12 protein-coding genes are annotated in these 15,102 nt (G+C 60.7%); 10 read left to right on the top strand and 2 right to left on the bottom strand.

Going from position 1 to position 15,102, the window contains the following annotated elements; translation table 11 throughout:
- Window positions 1–110 precede the first annotated feature (110 nt).
- From GIR22_RS21610 to GIR22_RS21600, 3 genes are all read left to right on the top strand, one after another.
- Entirely contained in the window at window positions 111–944 is an 834-nt protein-coding gene (locus GIR22_RS21610; RefSeq protein ID WP_154745303.1) for an oxidoreductase, read from the top strand.
- Window positions 945–966: 22 nt separating this feature from the next.
- A complete protein-coding gene (locus GIR22_RS21605; protein WP_154745302.1) occupies window positions 967–1,905 on the top strand; it encodes an AraC family transcriptional regulator in 939 nt (312 codons plus the stop codon).
- Between the two features lie 393 nt (window positions 1,906–2,298).
- Window positions 2,299–3,294, top strand: a complete 996-nt coding sequence (locus GIR22_RS21600) for an EamA family transporter (RefSeq protein WP_154745301.1) — start codon at window positions 2,299–2,301, stop codon at window positions 3,292–3,294.
- Between the two features lie 65 nt (window positions 3,295–3,359).
- On the opposite strand, the gene GIR22_RS21595 is transcribed toward GIR22_RS21600, so the two are convergent.
- A complete protein-coding gene (locus tag GIR22_RS21595; protein ID WP_154745300.1) occupies window positions 3,360–4,268 on the bottom strand; it encodes a LysR substrate-binding domain-containing protein in 909 nt (302 codons plus the stop codon).
- 92 nt (window positions 4,269–4,360) lie between these two features.
- Between GIR22_RS21595 and GIR22_RS21590 the strand changes: the two genes are divergently transcribed.
- Window positions 4,361–5,326, top strand: a complete 966-nt coding sequence (locus GIR22_RS21590; RefSeq protein WP_154745299.1) for a DMT family transporter — start codon at window positions 4,361–4,363, stop codon at window positions 5,324–5,326.
- 31 nt (window positions 5,327–5,357) lie between these two features.
- On the opposite strand, the gene glcC is transcribed toward GIR22_RS21590, so the two are convergent.
- Window positions 5,358–6,131 (bottom strand): transcriptional regulator GlcC, encoded by a 774-nt coding sequence (gene glcC, locus GIR22_RS21585; RefSeq protein ID WP_154745298.1) that lies wholly within the window; start codon window positions 6,129–6,131, stop codon window positions 5,358–5,360.
- Window positions 6,132–6,383: 252 nt separating this feature from the next.
- On the opposite strand from glcC, the gene glcD reads away from it, so the two are divergent.
- The 6 genes from glcD to GIR22_RS21555 all read left to right on the top strand — a co-directional run bounded on the left by glcD (window position 6,384) and on the right by GIR22_RS21555 (window position 14,679).
- A complete protein-coding gene (glcD, locus tag GIR22_RS21580) occupies window positions 6,384–7,883 on the top strand; it encodes a glycolate oxidase subunit GlcD (RefSeq protein WP_154745297.1) in 1,500 nt (499 codons plus the stop codon).
- Window positions 7,884–7,888: 5 nt separating this feature from the next.
- A complete protein-coding gene (gene glcE / locus GIR22_RS21575) occupies window positions 7,889–8,947 on the top strand; it encodes a glycolate oxidase subunit GlcE (protein ID WP_154745340.1) in 1,059 nt (352 codons plus the stop codon).
- Between the two features lie 2 nt (window positions 8,948–8,949).
- On the top strand, window positions 8,950–10,167 hold the full coding sequence (glcF, locus tag GIR22_RS21570) for a glycolate oxidase subunit GlcF (RefSeq protein ID WP_178122397.1): 1,218 nt from the start codon (window positions 8,950–8,952) through the stop codon (window positions 10,165–10,167).
- 12 nt (window positions 10,168–10,179) lie between these two features.
- Window positions 10,180–10,581, top strand: coding sequence for a heme-binding protein (locus GIR22_RS21565; RefSeq protein ID WP_154745296.1), 402 nt, complete (start codon window positions 10,180–10,182; stop codon window positions 10,579–10,581).
- Window positions 10,582–10,659: 78 nt separating this feature from the next.
- Window positions 10,660–12,837, top strand: a complete 2,178-nt coding sequence (locus GIR22_RS21560) for a malate synthase G (RefSeq protein ID WP_154745295.1) — start codon at window positions 10,660–10,662, stop codon at window positions 12,835–12,837.
- Window positions 12,838–12,978: 141 nt separating this feature from the next.
- A complete protein-coding gene (locus tag GIR22_RS21555) occupies window positions 12,979–14,679 on the top strand; it encodes an L-lactate permease (RefSeq protein WP_154745294.1) in 1,701 nt (566 codons plus the stop codon).
- The last annotated feature ends 423 nt before the right edge of the window (window positions 14,680–15,102 follow it).

Raw genomic sequence — 15,102 nt, 5'->3', positions numbered from 1 at the left:
CTTTAACTATTGGTCCTGATAGGAATAGGCAATGCTCGAAGACAAACCGGCATAGGTGAGCGATTTTTCGATAGATAACATGGCCGCGTACCCACTTATTGGAACTCGCCATGAACAGCAGAAAAACCTTATTCATCACAGGAGTGAGCAGTGGCTTGGGCAATGCACTGGCGCAAGAAGCGCTTGCCGCTGGCCATCGTGTCATCGGCACCGTGCGCAGTGAAGCCGCCTTGCAGGCCTTTCAGGCGCTCAGCGCGGATCGGGCCCATGGAGTGATTCTGGATGTCACTGACTTCACCCGGATCGATAGCGTAGTAGCGGCTATTGAAGCCAGCCACGGCCCGGTCGATGTGTTGGTCAACAACGCAGGCTACGGCCATGAGGGCATCTTCGAAGAGTCGCCGCTGGCACAGATGCGTCACCAATTGGAGGTCAATGTGTTCGGTGCGGTAGCGGTGACCAAAGCTTTCGTGCCTTATTTTCGCAAGCGCCGTGCCGGTCACATCCTCAATATTACCTCCATGGGGGGCACCATCACGATGCCGGGTATCGCGTACTACTGCGCGAGCAAGTTTGCTCTCGAAGGTATTTCCGATACGCTGAGCCAAGAACTGCGGCCTTTCAACATCTTCGTGACCGCCGTGGCCCCTGGCTCGTTTCGCACTGACTGGGCCGGTCGTTCGATGCAGCGCACCCCACGCAGCATCGCCGACTATGACGCCAGCTTCGACCCCGTGCGCAAGGCGCGCGAAGAGAAGAACGGCAAACAGCTTGGCAACCCGCAGAAGGCAGCGCAGGCGATGCTGCAGGTTATTGCCAGCCCGACACCACCGGCCCACTTGTTATTGGGCAGTGATGCCCTGAGCCTGGTACGTGACAAACTGAACCGCGCGGCCAGTGAGATTGATCAGTGGGAAGCGTTGACCCGCTCAACCGACGGTTGAGCGGCAAGCAAAAGGGACGTCAATGACTCAGGCCGATCCACGCACCTCGCGCATGGTGCATTTGATGGAAAAACTCGCACCGCTGGAGGGCTACAACCTCAGCGCACTGGAGGACATCCGTTTTTTGCGTTCGAACCGGCCACTGACGCGCACGCCGGTGCTGTATGACCCGGGTATCGTGATCCTGTGCCAAGGGCGCAAGCGTGGCTACCTGGGTGATGAGGTCTACGTTTACGACGCCCAGCACTACCTGGTGGTGTCCGTCCCCGTTCCTTTCACCATGGAGACCGACGCCAGCGAGGCGCGGCCCATGCTGGCGGTCTACATGCGCCTCGACATGCAACTGGCCAGCGAGTTGATGCTGCAAATGGATGAAACGCTCGGGCCGAGTGATGCCCGGCCCAAGGGCATGTATGCCTCGCCGATGGACGATTTGCTGCGCGCCTCGACACTGCGTTTTCTCGAAACGATGAGCAATGCGGGCGAAGCGCAAATACTCGGGCCGTCGCTGGTGCGGGAAATCTATTACCGCATCCTGGCCGGTGAGCAAGGTGGCTCGATGCGCGCAGCGCTCAATCGCCAGGGACATTTCGCCAAGGTGACGCGCGCGATCCGCAAGATCCATAGTTGCTACCAGCAGCGTTTGGATGTCGAGTCACTTGCCCACGAAGCAAGCATGAGCGTGCCCAACTTTCACCTGCACTTTCGTAACGTGACGGACTCCTCTCCAATGCAGTACTTGAAGTCGACGCGCTTGCACCAGGCTCGATTATTGATGCTGCGCAACGCCATGACGGCTTCGACGGCAGCGTTCAACGTAGGCTATGAAAGCGCCTCGCAATTCAGCCGCGAGTTCAAGCGTTTCTTTGGCCGAACGCCCCAGGCAGAGATCGAATGGATGAAGGCGACCTATGCATTGCCTGCGCCGTCCACGCCTTCTATCTATGTCTCGTCGCATTAGTGATGAACCGGCCGAAAAACCCTGCGATCGGCTGCACAGCAGTCGTGTGGGTCCTGAAATTGCTGAAGGTCCTGCGGCCCTTATCGCAGCCTCGTGCCTCGACAGCGGCTACAGAGGCCGATCCCTGATGAGGCTCTAATCGTTCTTCAAAAACAAGCAAGTCATACGATCTCTTGCGAATAAACTTCTTGATAGCAAAATCTGCGCCCGGCCTATCACTAGCCACCGCATGCAACAACCCCCTTAAAAATAAACAAAAAAAGCCATTCATGGAAAAACAAGCGCTTGCCCCTTTAAGTCAAACACGATACAAATCCTACTCATGTCGTACGACAACATAACAAAAACATAATTTCATTCCTGACGGTGGCACCCACTGTCTGAGACCCTGCCATGACTCGCCCGACCGCCACACCAGCCTCCCTTCCTCCATTCCCTCGCCACTTCGCCGTGTTGATTCTGCTGTGCATGGGCTGCGCCTTCGCTGGCAACCATGTCGCCGCTCGCGTGGCGTTCGATGATGGCGCCGGAGTGTTGCTGGCGATTCTGATGCGCTCGGGAGGCACCTTGTTGGTGCTGGCCGCGCTGGTGCTGTGGCAACGCCAGAACCTGCGCCTGCCACAGGGCGCATGGCGTTGGCAGTTGCTGCTGGGGTTGCTGATCGCCACCCAAAGCCTATGCCTGTATTCCGCGGTCGCTCGGGTGCCGGTAGCGCTGGCGTTGCTGGTGGCCAACGTTTTCCCCATCCTGCTGGCGCTGCTCACCTGGGCATTGGGCGGGCCGCGGCCGACCCTGCGCACCGCCATGCTGATGGGGCTGATTCTGGTTGGGCTGGTGTTTGTGCTGGACGTGCCAGGACGCCTGTCATCCAACACCAGCATCGGTCCGCAATGGCTGCTGGGCGTCGCCCTGGCCTTCTGTGCCGCCACGGTATTCGCCGGCGCGCTATGGATCACCGACCACAAATTATCCCAGGTACGCGGTTCGGTCCGCAGCTTGCTGACGATCTTCATCGTCTTCAGCAGCATCAACCTCGCAGGCCTGACCGGCGCCCTTCCGGGAGGCCTGAATCTACCGGCAACCAGCACTGGCTGGCTGGCACTCGCCACGTTGGTGGTGCTCTATGGGACGGGGTTTATCGTGCTATTTATTTCAGTACCACGCCTGGACATGCCGCGTAATGCGCCAGTCATGAACATTGAGCCGCTGGCGACGTTGTTGATGGGCTGGATCGTGCTGGATCAGATGCTCAGCGCCGGGCAGGTGTTTGGCGGGGTAATCGTCGTTGCGGGGATTGTGCTACTGACCTATCGCAAGACCAACCGTGCGCCGGGCAAGCCCATCACCGACGGGAAGCCTTCTATCGCGCAAGTGCCAGAGCGAGACTGACCAAGCGCCCCCGGCATACCGTCCTGCAGGGTCTGCGGGGGCACTTGCCAAGGTGAGTCGACCTATCAGCCTTCACTGCGCAATTCCTCTTTAAGCCACTCAACCAGCAAGCGCACCTCCATCCGATCGTCCCCGCCCTGCTGTCTAAATACTGATATCGCATCAGATAAGGGGACACTTTCCGCGCAAGGTCTCACCAGCGCACCGTTTTCAATAAGCCTCCCGGCGGTTCGGCGCCACCCCAATGCAATCCCGTACCCTTCAACGGCGGCCTGGAGCATCAAGGGGTAACTATCAAACACAGGGCCCTCAGGATAACCATCCAATGTCTGCCCACACGCCTGCAGCCAGCTGTCCCACTCCATCAAGTGAGGTGGCGTGGCGTAATGGTGCAAGAGCGTGTGGAGACGAAGATCACTGAGACTAAGTAACGGTGACCCAGCCAGGTAATCGGGGCTGCACACTGGAAACACCTCATCAGTGGCGGTGAACGCCAGGACATGCAAACCGCTGGGACGCCCAGTGCTTTGTAAGGCCACATCAAAATGCTCATTAAACTCAGTCAATGGCCGGGTGGATGTCGCGACTTGGATCTCGATTTCCGGGTGTTGCTGATGGAACGTCGAAAGGCGCGGCATTAGCCAATAGAACGCTTCGCATAACTGACACAGTAAAACCACACGGTTCTTGCGAGGTGATTGACGAAGCGTGGCGGCGCTGTCGCTGATACTTTGCAATGCGCTGCTTACCACGCGTCCTAGCTCGCGGCCCTCCTGTGTCAGGAAGACTGCGCGGTTGCGGCGACAAAAAAGCTTCAATCCAAGGTTATCTTCAAGCCCGCGGATCTGGCGGCTGATCGCGGCTTGCGTGATGTGCAATTCATCAGCGGCCCTGGAAAAGCTTTCCAGTCGAGCAGCCGCTTCAAAGGGCAGCAAACTGGCAAGCGGCGGCAATGTCTTCCCTAGCATATTCATAATCAGCGGTTATGTATCCAAGACCGAGAACTCGTTTGTAGCATACCTCTGACGCTGTGCAACATGGGCTGAATACCTCGCGGATATCCCTGATGCCCACTCTTCACTCAAACATCATCGCAGGAGTGGCCCTTGCCGTAGTCGCGACACTGAGCTGGGCCCTGAACTTCGTGGCACCCTACGTCACCGGCGCCTACTCCCTCTACGATTTGCTGATCGTTCGGTTCCTGATGGCCGGCACGCTGGGTGCGGGAGTAGTGGTGCTCTACCGATCTCACCTTCGGCTCCTGCGTCGCAACCAGCAGCTCCTCGCCGCAAGCCTGGGTGTCATTGGATACCTTGGGTACAGCACCTGCATTGCCGCAGGTGTGTTTTTTGGCGGGCCAGTACTGACGCCAGCGTTTATTGGCATGGTGCCGGTCTTGCTGGCGCTACTCAGCAACGCTACAAAAAAAACCATTCAATGGCGCAGACTGAGCATACCGCTGACTTTTTTGACTGGTGGGCTTTTACTGTCAAACATCAGCAGTCTCCAGCAACCCACCACAGGCGGCAGTTCATGGCTGGCAGGGTTGGTTTTTTCGATCAGTGCCGTTGCCTTGTGGCTGGTGTTCAGTTTGCTGAACCAGAATGCCCTGGGGAAACTCCCGCTCAATGCGTCAGGTATCTGGACTGGCCTCATGATGACGGGTGCCGGAATAGGCACCTTGTGCTTGCTACCGGTTGTACAAGCGCTCGACCTTCTCACGCTGCCCACTCTTGGCCTCAGTGTTTCCCTTGCAGGGCATTTGTACCTCTGGAGCTTCGTTATTGCGCTGATGTCTTCATTCGTAGGGGCCTGGGCATGGAACGCAGCGTCCCGTCGCCTTCCCATGGTACTTTGCGGGCAACTGATCGCCCTTGAGTCGCTGTTCGCCACCCTGCTCGGTTTATTGTTTCACGGCCGGCTGCCAACATTGTTAGAAGCGTCAGGTCTTGCTGCCGTTCTCACAGGAGTGGTTATGGCTGTTCGTATCATCCTGACGTCAATCGATACACGCATGCACCGTGAAGGGTAGATAGCGCGGCTGCAGACCGGTGCGCAAACGCCTACACCCAGCCCTCAAGGCGCATGGTCGCGCGCACCAGGCGTTGCTCCTCCTGTTCGATCTCCTTGAGGTTGTCGCGAATGCTGTGAATGTGTTCGCGCGCAGCGCGCTGAGCTTGTTCTGGCAGGCGTTCGATGACCGCGTGATAGAGCCGTGTGTGCTGGCGGTCGATCTGGCGTTTTTGCAGGGGCCGATGGTAGAGATTGTTGACCGAGGCGAACACCGTGCTAAGCATCAAATCGGTCAACGACTGCAGGGTATGCAGCAACACAGGATTGTGCGAGGCCTCGCAGACCGCCAGGTGGAAGGCGTGGTCAAGACGGGCATGCTCGCGTGGCTCAACAGGCACTGCCTGGCTGTGGGCGGCGAGCATTTCTTCGTAGCGTCGCGTCAGCAGGACGAAGTCGGCATCGGTTCCGCGCAAGGCGGCCAAGCGTGCGGATTCGGCTTCCAGCAGCGCGCGCACCTCCAGCAGGTCAAAGAGGGTACGGGGCTGCGAATTGAACAGGTGCATCAGCGGGCTGGCATCGCGGGTCCCGTTCAGCGTGGCAACCCGCGAGTCGCGACCCTGAGTGGTCTCGATAATACCGCGCCCACGTAGCACCTTCAGCCCTTCGCGCAGGGCCGAGCGGGATATCCCCAGCTTCTCGCACAGGCGGCGCTCCGAAGGCAGTGCCTGGCCGACCTTGAGCACGCCATCGACGATCAATTGCTCAATCCGTTCGGCAACTACATCACTGACCTGGCGGCGAACGCCGAGTGTCTTTTCGAGCATGCTAAGCGCCTCGGGTAACTGGTAGTACCAGTTTTAACTGGTGGGTCATGGCCCTCTCAATATAGCTACCAACTCCTTTATTTGTAAGGCTCTTGTCAGATACTGACTGAGTACCGGCCAAAACAAACTGGTCATACCAGTTTGCAAGTCGATAGACGGCAGTCGTCCAAAGCTCTACATATAACCCATAACAAGCGGACCGGCTCGCTACCGGTGCTGCACAAAACAACAACGTCAGCGAGAAAGCCTGCCATGAGTATTCTGTACGACGAGCGCGTTGATGGGCCGCTGCCCAAGGTCGATAAGGCAGCCCTGCTGGCTGAGTTGCGTGAGCAGCTTGCTGACATGGAAGTGCTGCACACCCAGGAAGACCTCAAACCCTACGAGTGCGACGGGCTTAGCGCCTACACCACCACACCGATGCTGGTGGTATTGCCTGAGCGCATTGAGCAAGTCGAGCGGCTGCTCAAGCTCTGTTATCAACGCAGTGTGCCAGTGGTAGCACGTGGGGCCGGGACCGGCTTGTCAGGCGGTGCGTTGCCGCTGGTCCAGGGCATTTTGCTGGTGATGGCGCGTTTCAAGCACATCCTTGAGGTCAATCCAGAGGGGCGTTTTGCCCGAGTCCAACCTGGGGTTCGCAACCTGGCCATCTCTCAGGCGGCCGCCCCTTATGACCTGTATTACGCACCGGACCCGTCCTCGCAGATCGCCTGTTCGATCGGCGGTAATGTCGCCGAGAATGCCGGTGGCGTGCACTGCCTGAAATATGGCCTGACCGTGCACAACCTGCTTAAGGTAGAAATCCTTACTGTTGAAGGCGAGCGCATGACGCTGGGCAGCGATGCCCTGGACTCACCCGGCTTCGACCTGCTCGCCTTGTTCACTGGTTCCGAAGGCATGCTTGGGATCATTACCGAAGTCACGGTCAAGCTGCTGCCCAAACCGCAGGTGGCCAAGGTGTTGCTGGCCAGCTTTGACTCGGTGGAGAAAGCCGGGCGGGCGGTCGGTGAAATCATTGCGGCCGGCATCATCCCGGGCGGCCTGGAGATGATGGACAACCTGGCCATTCGCGCCGCCGAAGACTTTATTCACGCTGGCTACCCGGTGGACGCCGAGGCCATCCTGCTGTGCGAGCTGGACGGTGTGGAAGCTGACGTGCATGACGAGTGCGAGCGTGTCAGCGCGGTGCTGGGCAAGGCCGGTGCCACCGAAGTGCGCATGGCCCGCGATGAGGTTGAGCGCGTCAAGTTTTGGGCTGGACGCAAGAACGCCTTCCCGGCCGTAGGGCGTATCTCGCCGGACTACTACTGCATGGATGGCACCATCCCGCGTCGCGCACTGCCCGGTGTGCTCAGGGGCATCAGTGAGTTGTCCGAGGAGTTCGGCTTGCGTGTGGCCAACGTGTTCCATGCCGGTGACGGCAACATGCACCCCCTGATTTTGTTTGATGCCAACCAGCCCGGAGAGCTGGAACGTGCCGAGTCGCTGGGCGGCAAGATCCTCGAACTTTGCGTCAAGGTTGGCGGCAGCATCACTGGCGAACACGGCGTGGGTCGCGAAAAGATCAATCAAATGTGTGCTCAGTTCAACAGCGACGAGCTGACCCTGTTCCACGCAGTGAAAGCAGCCTTCGATCCGAGGGGCTTGCTCAACCCTGGCAAGAACATTCCGACCCTGCACCGCTGCGCCGAATTCGGTGCCATGCATGTGCACCACGGCAAGCTGCCTTTTCCTGAACTGGAGCGTTTCTAATGCTTATGCAGCATGACTGCGACGCCAGTGCGGCACTGCTGGAACAAGTCAATCACGCCCTCAACAGTTCAACTGCATTGCGCATTCAAGGTGGCAACAGCAAGACTTTTCTGGGCCGCAAGGTCGAAGGCGAAGTGCTCGATACCCGTACTCATCGCGGCATCGTCAGCTACGACCCGACCGAGCTGGTGATCACCGCCCGCGCCGGCACGCCGCTCTCGGAGTTAGAGGCGGCGCTGGACGCGGCCGGGCAGATGCTCACCTGTGAACCTGCACAATCCGGTGGCGCCGCGACCCTCGGCGGAATGGTTGCTGCTGGCCTGTCGGGCCCGCGCCGGCCCTGGTCTGGCGCGGTTCGTGACCTGGTCCTGGGCACTCGCTTGATCACGGGTACGGGCAAGCACCTGCGTTTTGGTGGCGAGGTGATGAAGAACGTTGCCGGCTACGACCTGTCGCGCCTGTTGGCCGGTAGTTTTGGCTGCCTGGGGGTGATTACCGAGGTATCGCTCAAAGTGCTGCCCAAGCCGCGCCAGTGCCTCAGTCTGCGCCTGGAGATGGACGCCGCCTTGGCCCTGCGCAAACTCGCCGAGTGGGGCCAGCAGCCCATTCCGCTGAGCGCCGCCAGCCATGATGGCCAGTCTTTGCACCTGCGCTTGGAAGGCGGTGAAGGCTCGGTGGCGGCGGCCCGCGAGCGCCTCGGTGGTGAGCTGCTTGAGAGCACGTACTGGGCTGACCTGCGTGAGCAGCGCCTGGGTTTCTTCGCGGACCCGCGACCACTATGGCGGTTGTCGGTGCCGACCAACACCGGCGTGCTGGCGCTGCCCGGCGTACAACTGATCGATTGGGGTGGCGCCCAGCGCTGGCTGAAGTCCGATGCCGATGTCGCGCTGATCCGCCAGGTCGCCGCCGAAGCCGCAGGCCACGCCACCTGCTTCACTGCCGGCCACTGCGACAGCCCGTTCCATCCGCTGGCCGCGCCGTTGCTGCGCTACCACCGACAGCTGAAAACCCAGCTCGACCCCCAGGGCATTTTCAACCCTGGCCGTATGTATTGTGAGGTGTAGCCGTGCAGACCAACCTGAGCGAACAGGCCAAGCAACTGCCGCGCGCCGAGGAAGCCGAACGCATCTTGCGCAGCTGTGTGCATTGCGGCTTCTGCAACGCTACCTGCCCGACCTACCAACTCATTGGCGACGAGTTGGACGGCCCGCGCGGGCGTATTTACCTGATCAAGCAAGTGCTGGAAGGTAACGAAGTCACGGCCAAGACCCAACTGCACCTGGACCGTTGCCTGAGCTGCCGTAACTGTGAAACCACCTGCCCGTCGGGCGTGCAGTACCACAATTTATTGGATATCGGCCGCGCTGTCGTCGACGCCGCCGTGCCGCGCCCGCTGGCTCAACGCGTATTGCGTGAAAGCCTGCGGGCGGTGGTGCCGCACGCGAGTCTGTTCAAAGGATTGGCCCAAATCGGCCAGGTTTTCCGCCCGCTGTTGCCAGCCAGCCTCAAGACCAAATTACCGCGCACTGCAAGTGCCGCCAAGCCACGCCCCGAACCACATCATGCACGCCGTGTGCTGATGCTTGAGGGCTGCGTGCAGCCTGGCCTGGCACCCAACACCAACGCCGCCACGGCACGGGTGCTCGACCGCCTCGGGATCAGCGTCACCCCGATCCATGAAGCCGGTTGTTGCGGTGCGGTGGACTACCACCTCAACGCCCAAGAGCAAGGCTTGCAGCGTGCGCGACAGAACATTGATGCCTGGTGGCCCGCCATCGAACAGGGCGCCGAGGCCATCGTGCAGACTGCCAGCGGTTGCGGCGCCTTCGTCAAGGATTACGGCCACCTGCTGGCGCAGGACCCAGCCTATGCCGAGAAGGCCAGGCGCGTCAGTACGCTGGCCAAAGACCTGGTTGAGGTGTTCAACGCCGAACCTCTGGAGCAGCTCGGCGTGCACGCCGACAAACGCTTGGCTTTCCATTGCCCCTGCACTCTGCAGCATGCACAGAAGCTCGGGGGCGCAGTAGAGAGCGTGCTCGCGCGCCTCGGTTTTGGCTTGACTGCTGTGCCCGACAGCCACCTGTGTTGCGGCTCGGCCGGGACCTATTCGTTAACCCAGCCGGAGCTGTCCAAGCAGCTGCGAGACAACAAACTCAATGCCCTGGAAAGCGGTAAGCCGCAGGTGATTGTCACCGCCAACATCGGCTGCCAAACACACCTCAACGGCGCCGGTCGCACCCCTGTGCGGCACTGGATCGAACTCGTCGAAGAAGCCCTGAACTAACCGGAGAACACCATGCTTAGCAAAGCCGTATTGAGCCAGACCGACGTCAGCAAAATGCTCGCCGCAGCCCGCAGCGAAGCCGAGAAAAACCACTGGGCTGTGACCATCAGCGTGGTCGACGACGGCGGTCACCCGCTGGCCCTGGAGCGCCTCGACGGCTGCGCACCGATCGCGGCCTACATTGCCAGCGAGAAGGCACGCAGCGCCGCCATCGGGCGTCGCGAAACCAAAGGCTATGAAGACATGGTCAATGGCGGGCGTAGCGCGTTCCTGTCCGCTCCGCTGCTGACCTCGTTGGAAGGGGGGGTGCCGGTGATTGTTGATGGCCAGGTGATCGGCGCAGTGGGCGTTTCCGGGGTCAAGGCCGATCAAGACGCACAAGTGGCCAAAGCCGGCGTCGCCGCACTGAGCTGATTCCAATAACGAGGCGGTTCCGCCGTGATCCGCGCTTGCGCCCAGCGCCGCACCTGTAGTGTTTTTTGGAGAGTGAAAATGACTGACCGCGTGAACTGCCAGCGCCTGCAAGTGGCTACCAACCTGCAACGTTTCGTCGACGAGGAAGTGCTGCCCGGCAGCGGTATTCAGCGCGAGGCGTTCTGGGCCGGTTTCGACGCTCTGGTGCATGACCTGGCACCGCACAATCGTGCACTGCTGGCCGAACGTGATGCCCTGCAAGCAAAGCTGGACACCTGGCACCGCGAGCATCCAGGCCCGGTTAGCGACATGCCGGCCTACCGCGACTTCCTCGAGTCCATTGGCTACCTGTTACCGCAGCCAGACAGCGTGCAGGCCAGCACCGCCAACGTCGACAGCGAGATCACCCGCCAGGCCGGTCCACAACTGGTGGTGCCGATGATGAATGCGCGCTACGCGCTGAACGCGGCCAACGCGCGCTGGGGCTCTTTGTACGATGCGTTGTACGGCACCGATGCCATCCCTGAAGAAGGCGGTGCACAGAAGGGCCCAGGCTACAACCCAGTGCGGGGCGACAAGGTCATCACCTTCGCCCGTGCCCTCCTCGACCAGGCAGCGCCGCTGGTCAGTGGCTCGCATGCCGGCTCGGTCAATTACCGGGTGAGTGAAGGTCAGCTCCAGGTGACCCTGGCCAACGGCACCCAAACCGGCCTGGCCCAGGCCGGCAAGTTTGTCGGCTACCAGGGCCAGGCCAGCGCGCCAACAGCCGTGCTGCTGAAGAACAACGGCCTGCATGTGGAAATCCAGATCGATGCCAGCAGCCAGATTGGCGCCACCGATACTGCAGGGGTCAAGGACCTGCTGGTTGAGTCCGCGCTGTCGACCATTCTCGACTGCGAAGACTCCGTTGCGGCGGTCGATGCTGGCGATAAGGTGCTGATCTATCGTAACTGGCTCGGCCTGATGAAGGGAGATCTCAGTGAAGCGCTGGAAAAAGGCGGCAAGCAAATCGTGCGCCGTCTCAACCCGGACCGCGAGTACACCGCTGCCGCCGGTGGCGAGTTGAAGTTGCATGGCCGCTCGCTGCTGTTTGTGCGTAACGTCGGCCATCTGATGGGCAACCCGGCGATCCTCGACAGCGAAGGCCGCGAAATCCCCGAAGGCATTCTCGACGGCGTGCTGACCAGCCTGATCGCCCTGCATGACCTCCAGCGCCACGGTAACTCGCGTACCGCCAGCGTCTATATCGTCAAGCCGAAAATGCACGGCCCGGCTGAAGTGGCATTTGCCGATCTGCTGTTCACGCGCATCGAGGACCTGCTGCAACTGCCACCTCACACCCTGAAGATGGGCATCATGGACGAGGAGCGCCGTACCAGTATCAACCTCAAGGCGTGCATTGCCAGCGCGGGTGCGCGGGTGGCCTTTATCAACACCGGCTTTCTCGACCGTACCGGTGATGAGATGCACAGCGCCATGGAGGCCGGCGCCATGCTGCGCAAGGGCGACATGAAGAGCAGCGCCTGGATCCAGGCCTATGAACGCAACAACGTGCTGGTTGGCCTGAGCTGCGGCCTGCGTGGCCGGGCGCAGATCGGTAAGGGCATGTGGGCCATGCCAGACCTGATGGCCTCCATGCTCGAGCAGAAGATCGCTCACCCCAAGGCCGGCGCCAACACGGCCTGGGTACCCTCGCCAACCGCCGCCACGTTGCATGCCTTGCATTACCACCAGGTGGATGTGCAGGCGGTGCAACGCGAGTTGGAAGCCATCGACCTGAACAGCCAGCGCGACAACCTGCTCAATGACCTGCTCAGCGTGCCGGTGGCTGCCGAGCCGAACTGGAGCGCCAGCCAGGTCCAGGAAGAACTGGACAATAACTGCCAGGGCATCCTCGGTTATGTGGTGCGCTGGGTCGAGCAAGGCGTCGGTTGCTCCAAAGTGCCGGATATCCACAACGTCGGCCTGATGGAAGACCGCGCAACCCTGCGTATCTCCAGCCAACACATCGCTAACTGGCTGCACCACAAGGTGGTCAGCGAGGCTCAGGTGCGCGCGAGCCTTGAGCGTATGGCCAAGGTAGTCGACCAGCAAAACGCGGGCGATCCGTTGTACCGAGCGATGGCTCGCGATTATGCCGCCTCGATGGCGTTCCAGGCCGCCTGCGACTTGGTGTTCAAGGGCCGCGAGCAACCCAGCGGCTATACCGAGCCGTTGCTGCACGCCTGGCGTTTACGTTTCAAGCAGCGGGCCTGAGCAAGGCCCAGGGACTCTCGAGCATGAGCGCGGCGATGGGTGATCCCTGTCGACGCGACTCGCGGAGCACATGTGCTCTCGATACGTGGCACCGGACACCCCGGAAAACTGTGGTTCACAACAATAAAAAGGAACCAAACCATGAGTCAAACACTGCTGTCCATCTTGGCATTCGTGCCGCTGGTACTGGCGGGCGTGTTACTGATCGGCTTTCGCTGGCCAGCCAAATACGCCATGCCGGTGGTCTTCGTGCTTACGGCACTGATCGGCCTCGCGGCCTGGGGCATGACGTTCAATCGGGTCCTGGCCTCCACGCTGCAGGGCCTCATCCTCACGGCGGCGATCCTGTGGATCATCTTCGGGGCTATTCTGCTGCTCAACACGCTTAAGCATTCCGGCGGCATCAGCTCTATTCGCCGCGGCTTTGCCAATATCAGTCCTGACCGTCGGGTCCAGGCGCTGATCGTAGCCTGGCTGTTCGGCTGCTTCATCGAGGGCGCTTCCGGCTTCGGCACACCTGCCGCGGTGGTCGCTCCGCTAATGGTTGCCTTGGGCTTCCCGGCCATGGCCGCGGTTGTACTCGGCATGCTGGTGCAGTCCACGCCGGTCTCTTTTGGTGCCGTCGGCGCACCCATGGTGGTCGGAGTCGCAGGTGGCCTTGACCAGACCGGTATCGGTGCGCAACTGGCCGCAGTCGGCAGCCACTGGGACGTGTTTTTCCATCTGATCTTCTCACGGGTGGCGATCATCCATGCCCTCTGTGGGATTCTCATGCCGCTGATCATGATCAGCATCATGACCCGCTTCTTCGGCAAGAACCAATCCTGGCGCGAAGGTCTGGTAATGGCGCCGTTTGCGATCTTCACCGGGCTCGCCTTTGTCATTCCTTACGCGGCCGCCGGCGTGTTCCTCGGCCCGGAATTCCCCTCGATGATTGGTGCCTTGGTGGGCCTGAGCATTGTGATCCCTGCTGCCAAAGCCGGCTTCCTGCTGCCTAAGACCACCTGGGATTTTGCCCCGGCCAGCGAGTGGCCAGTCGAGTGGATGGGCAAGATCGAGATGAAACTCGACGATATGGCCGGCAAGAAGGCGATTTCCGTACCCATGGCCTGGGCACCCTATGTGCTGCTGGCCGTGCTGTTGGTGCTGTCACGCAACATTGCGCCACTGAAGGCCTGGCTGCTGTCGCTGAGCCTCGGCGCGAAAGACATTCTGGGTGAGACGGGCGTGTCCGCCAGCCTGGAAGTGCTCTACCTGCCTGGCGGCCTGCTCTGCGTGGTTTCGCTGATGACCTTCTTCCTTCACCGCATGCGCGCCCGCGAGCTGGTGGCAGCCGTGAGCGAGTCGAGCAAAACCTTGCTGGGCGCGGGTTTCGTGTTGATCTTCACCATCCCCATGGTGCGTATCCTGATTAACTCAGGGGTTAACGCGTCGGAGTTGGTGTCGATGCCGGTGGCGATGGCGCGCCTGGTCGCAGACAGTGTCGGCGGTGTGTATCCGTTTTTCGCTCCGGCAGTGGGAGCACTGGGTGCGTTCATTGCCGGCTCCAACACCGTGTCCAACCTGATGCTGGCGCAGTTCCAGTTCAACACCGCAGAACTGTTGGGCCTCTCCGGCGCGTTGATGGTAGCGTTGCAATCGGTGGGTGCGGCGGCCGGTAACATGATCGCCATTCACAACGTGGTAGCAGCATCGGCGACGGTCGGCCTGCTGGGTCGCGAAGGAATCACCCTGCGCAAGACCATACTGCCAACGCTGTACTACATCATCCTGGCCGGTATCATCGGCATGATTAGCTTCTATCTCCTGGGCATCAGCGACCCGCTGCAAAAGGTCTCCTGAAACCTGCCGGCTGCCCGCCAACTGGCGGGCAGCCCCTGCCCTCCCCCACGCTCGAACCGTAGAGCAGCCGATGTGACCGCCGGGGCATTACCACGACGAATTCGAACCCACTTGGCAAACCTGGAATTTTTGCTTTCGTGATAACTCCCAACTGGCGTTCACGGGCATGCTTACTCATGAAATTGCCGAAGGTCCTGCGGCCCTTATCGCAGCCTCGTGCCTCGGCAGCGGCTACACAAGCGATCTCCTGTCGCCGCTGGCGTAGCCTGCGATTGGCTGCGCAGCAGTCGCCTGGGGTTTGAAATTGCCGAAGGTCCTTCGGCCCTTATCGCAGCCTCGTGCCTCGGCAGCGGCTACACAAGCGATCTCCTGTCGCCGCTGGCGTAGCCTGCGATCGGCTGCGCAGCAGTCGCCTGGGGTTTG

The sequence above is a fragment of the Pseudomonas karstica genome (assembly GCF_009707515.1).
Classification (GTDB): Bacteria; Pseudomonadota; Gammaproteobacteria; order Pseudomonadales; family Pseudomonadaceae; genus Aquipseudomonas; species Aquipseudomonas karstica.
This window is presented reverse-complemented; position numbering and strand designations above follow the sequence as displayed.

Excerpts from the sequence above, each read along its gene's own strand:
- GIR22_RS21595 (WP_154745300.1), bottom strand. The coding sequence starts at position 4,268 with ATGAATATGCTAGGGAAGACATTGCCGCCGCTTGCCAGTTTGCTGCCC.
- glcE (WP_154745340.1), top strand. The coding sequence starts at position 7,889 with ATGCAGCATGACTGCGACGCCAGTGCGGCACTGCTGGAACAAGTCAAT.
- GIR22_RS21565 (WP_154745296.1), top strand. The coding sequence starts at position 10,180 with ATGCTTAGCAAAGCCGTATTGAGCCAGACCGACGTCAGCAAAATGCTC.
- GIR22_RS21610 (WP_154745303.1), top strand. The coding sequence starts at position 111 with ATGAACAGCAGAAAAACCTTATTCATCACAGGAGTGAGCAGTGGCTTG.
- GIR22_RS21560 (WP_154745295.1), top strand. The coding sequence starts at position 10,660 with ATGACTGACCGCGTGAACTGCCAGCGCCTGCAAGTGGCTACCAACCTG.
- GIR22_RS21555 (WP_154745294.1), top strand. The coding sequence starts at position 12,979 with ATGAGTCAAACACTGCTGTCCATCTTGGCATTCGTGCCGCTGGTACTG.
- GIR22_RS21605 (WP_154745302.1), top strand. The coding sequence starts at position 967 with ATGACTCAGGCCGATCCACGCACCTCGCGCATGGTGCATTTGATGGAA.
- glcD (WP_154745297.1), top strand. The coding sequence starts at position 6,384 with ATGAGTATTCTGTACGACGAGCGCGTTGATGGGCCGCTGCCCAAGGTC.
- GIR22_RS21600 (WP_154745301.1), top strand. The coding sequence starts at position 2,299 with ATGACTCGCCCGACCGCCACACCAGCCTCCCTTCCTCCATTCCCTCGC.
- GIR22_RS21590 (WP_154745299.1), top strand. The coding sequence starts at position 4,361 with ATGCCCACTCTTCACTCAAACATCATCGCAGGAGTGGCCCTTGCCGTA.
- glcC (WP_154745298.1), bottom strand. The coding sequence starts at position 6,131 with ATGCTCGAAAAGACACTCGGCGTTCGCCGCCAGGTCAGTGATGTAGTT.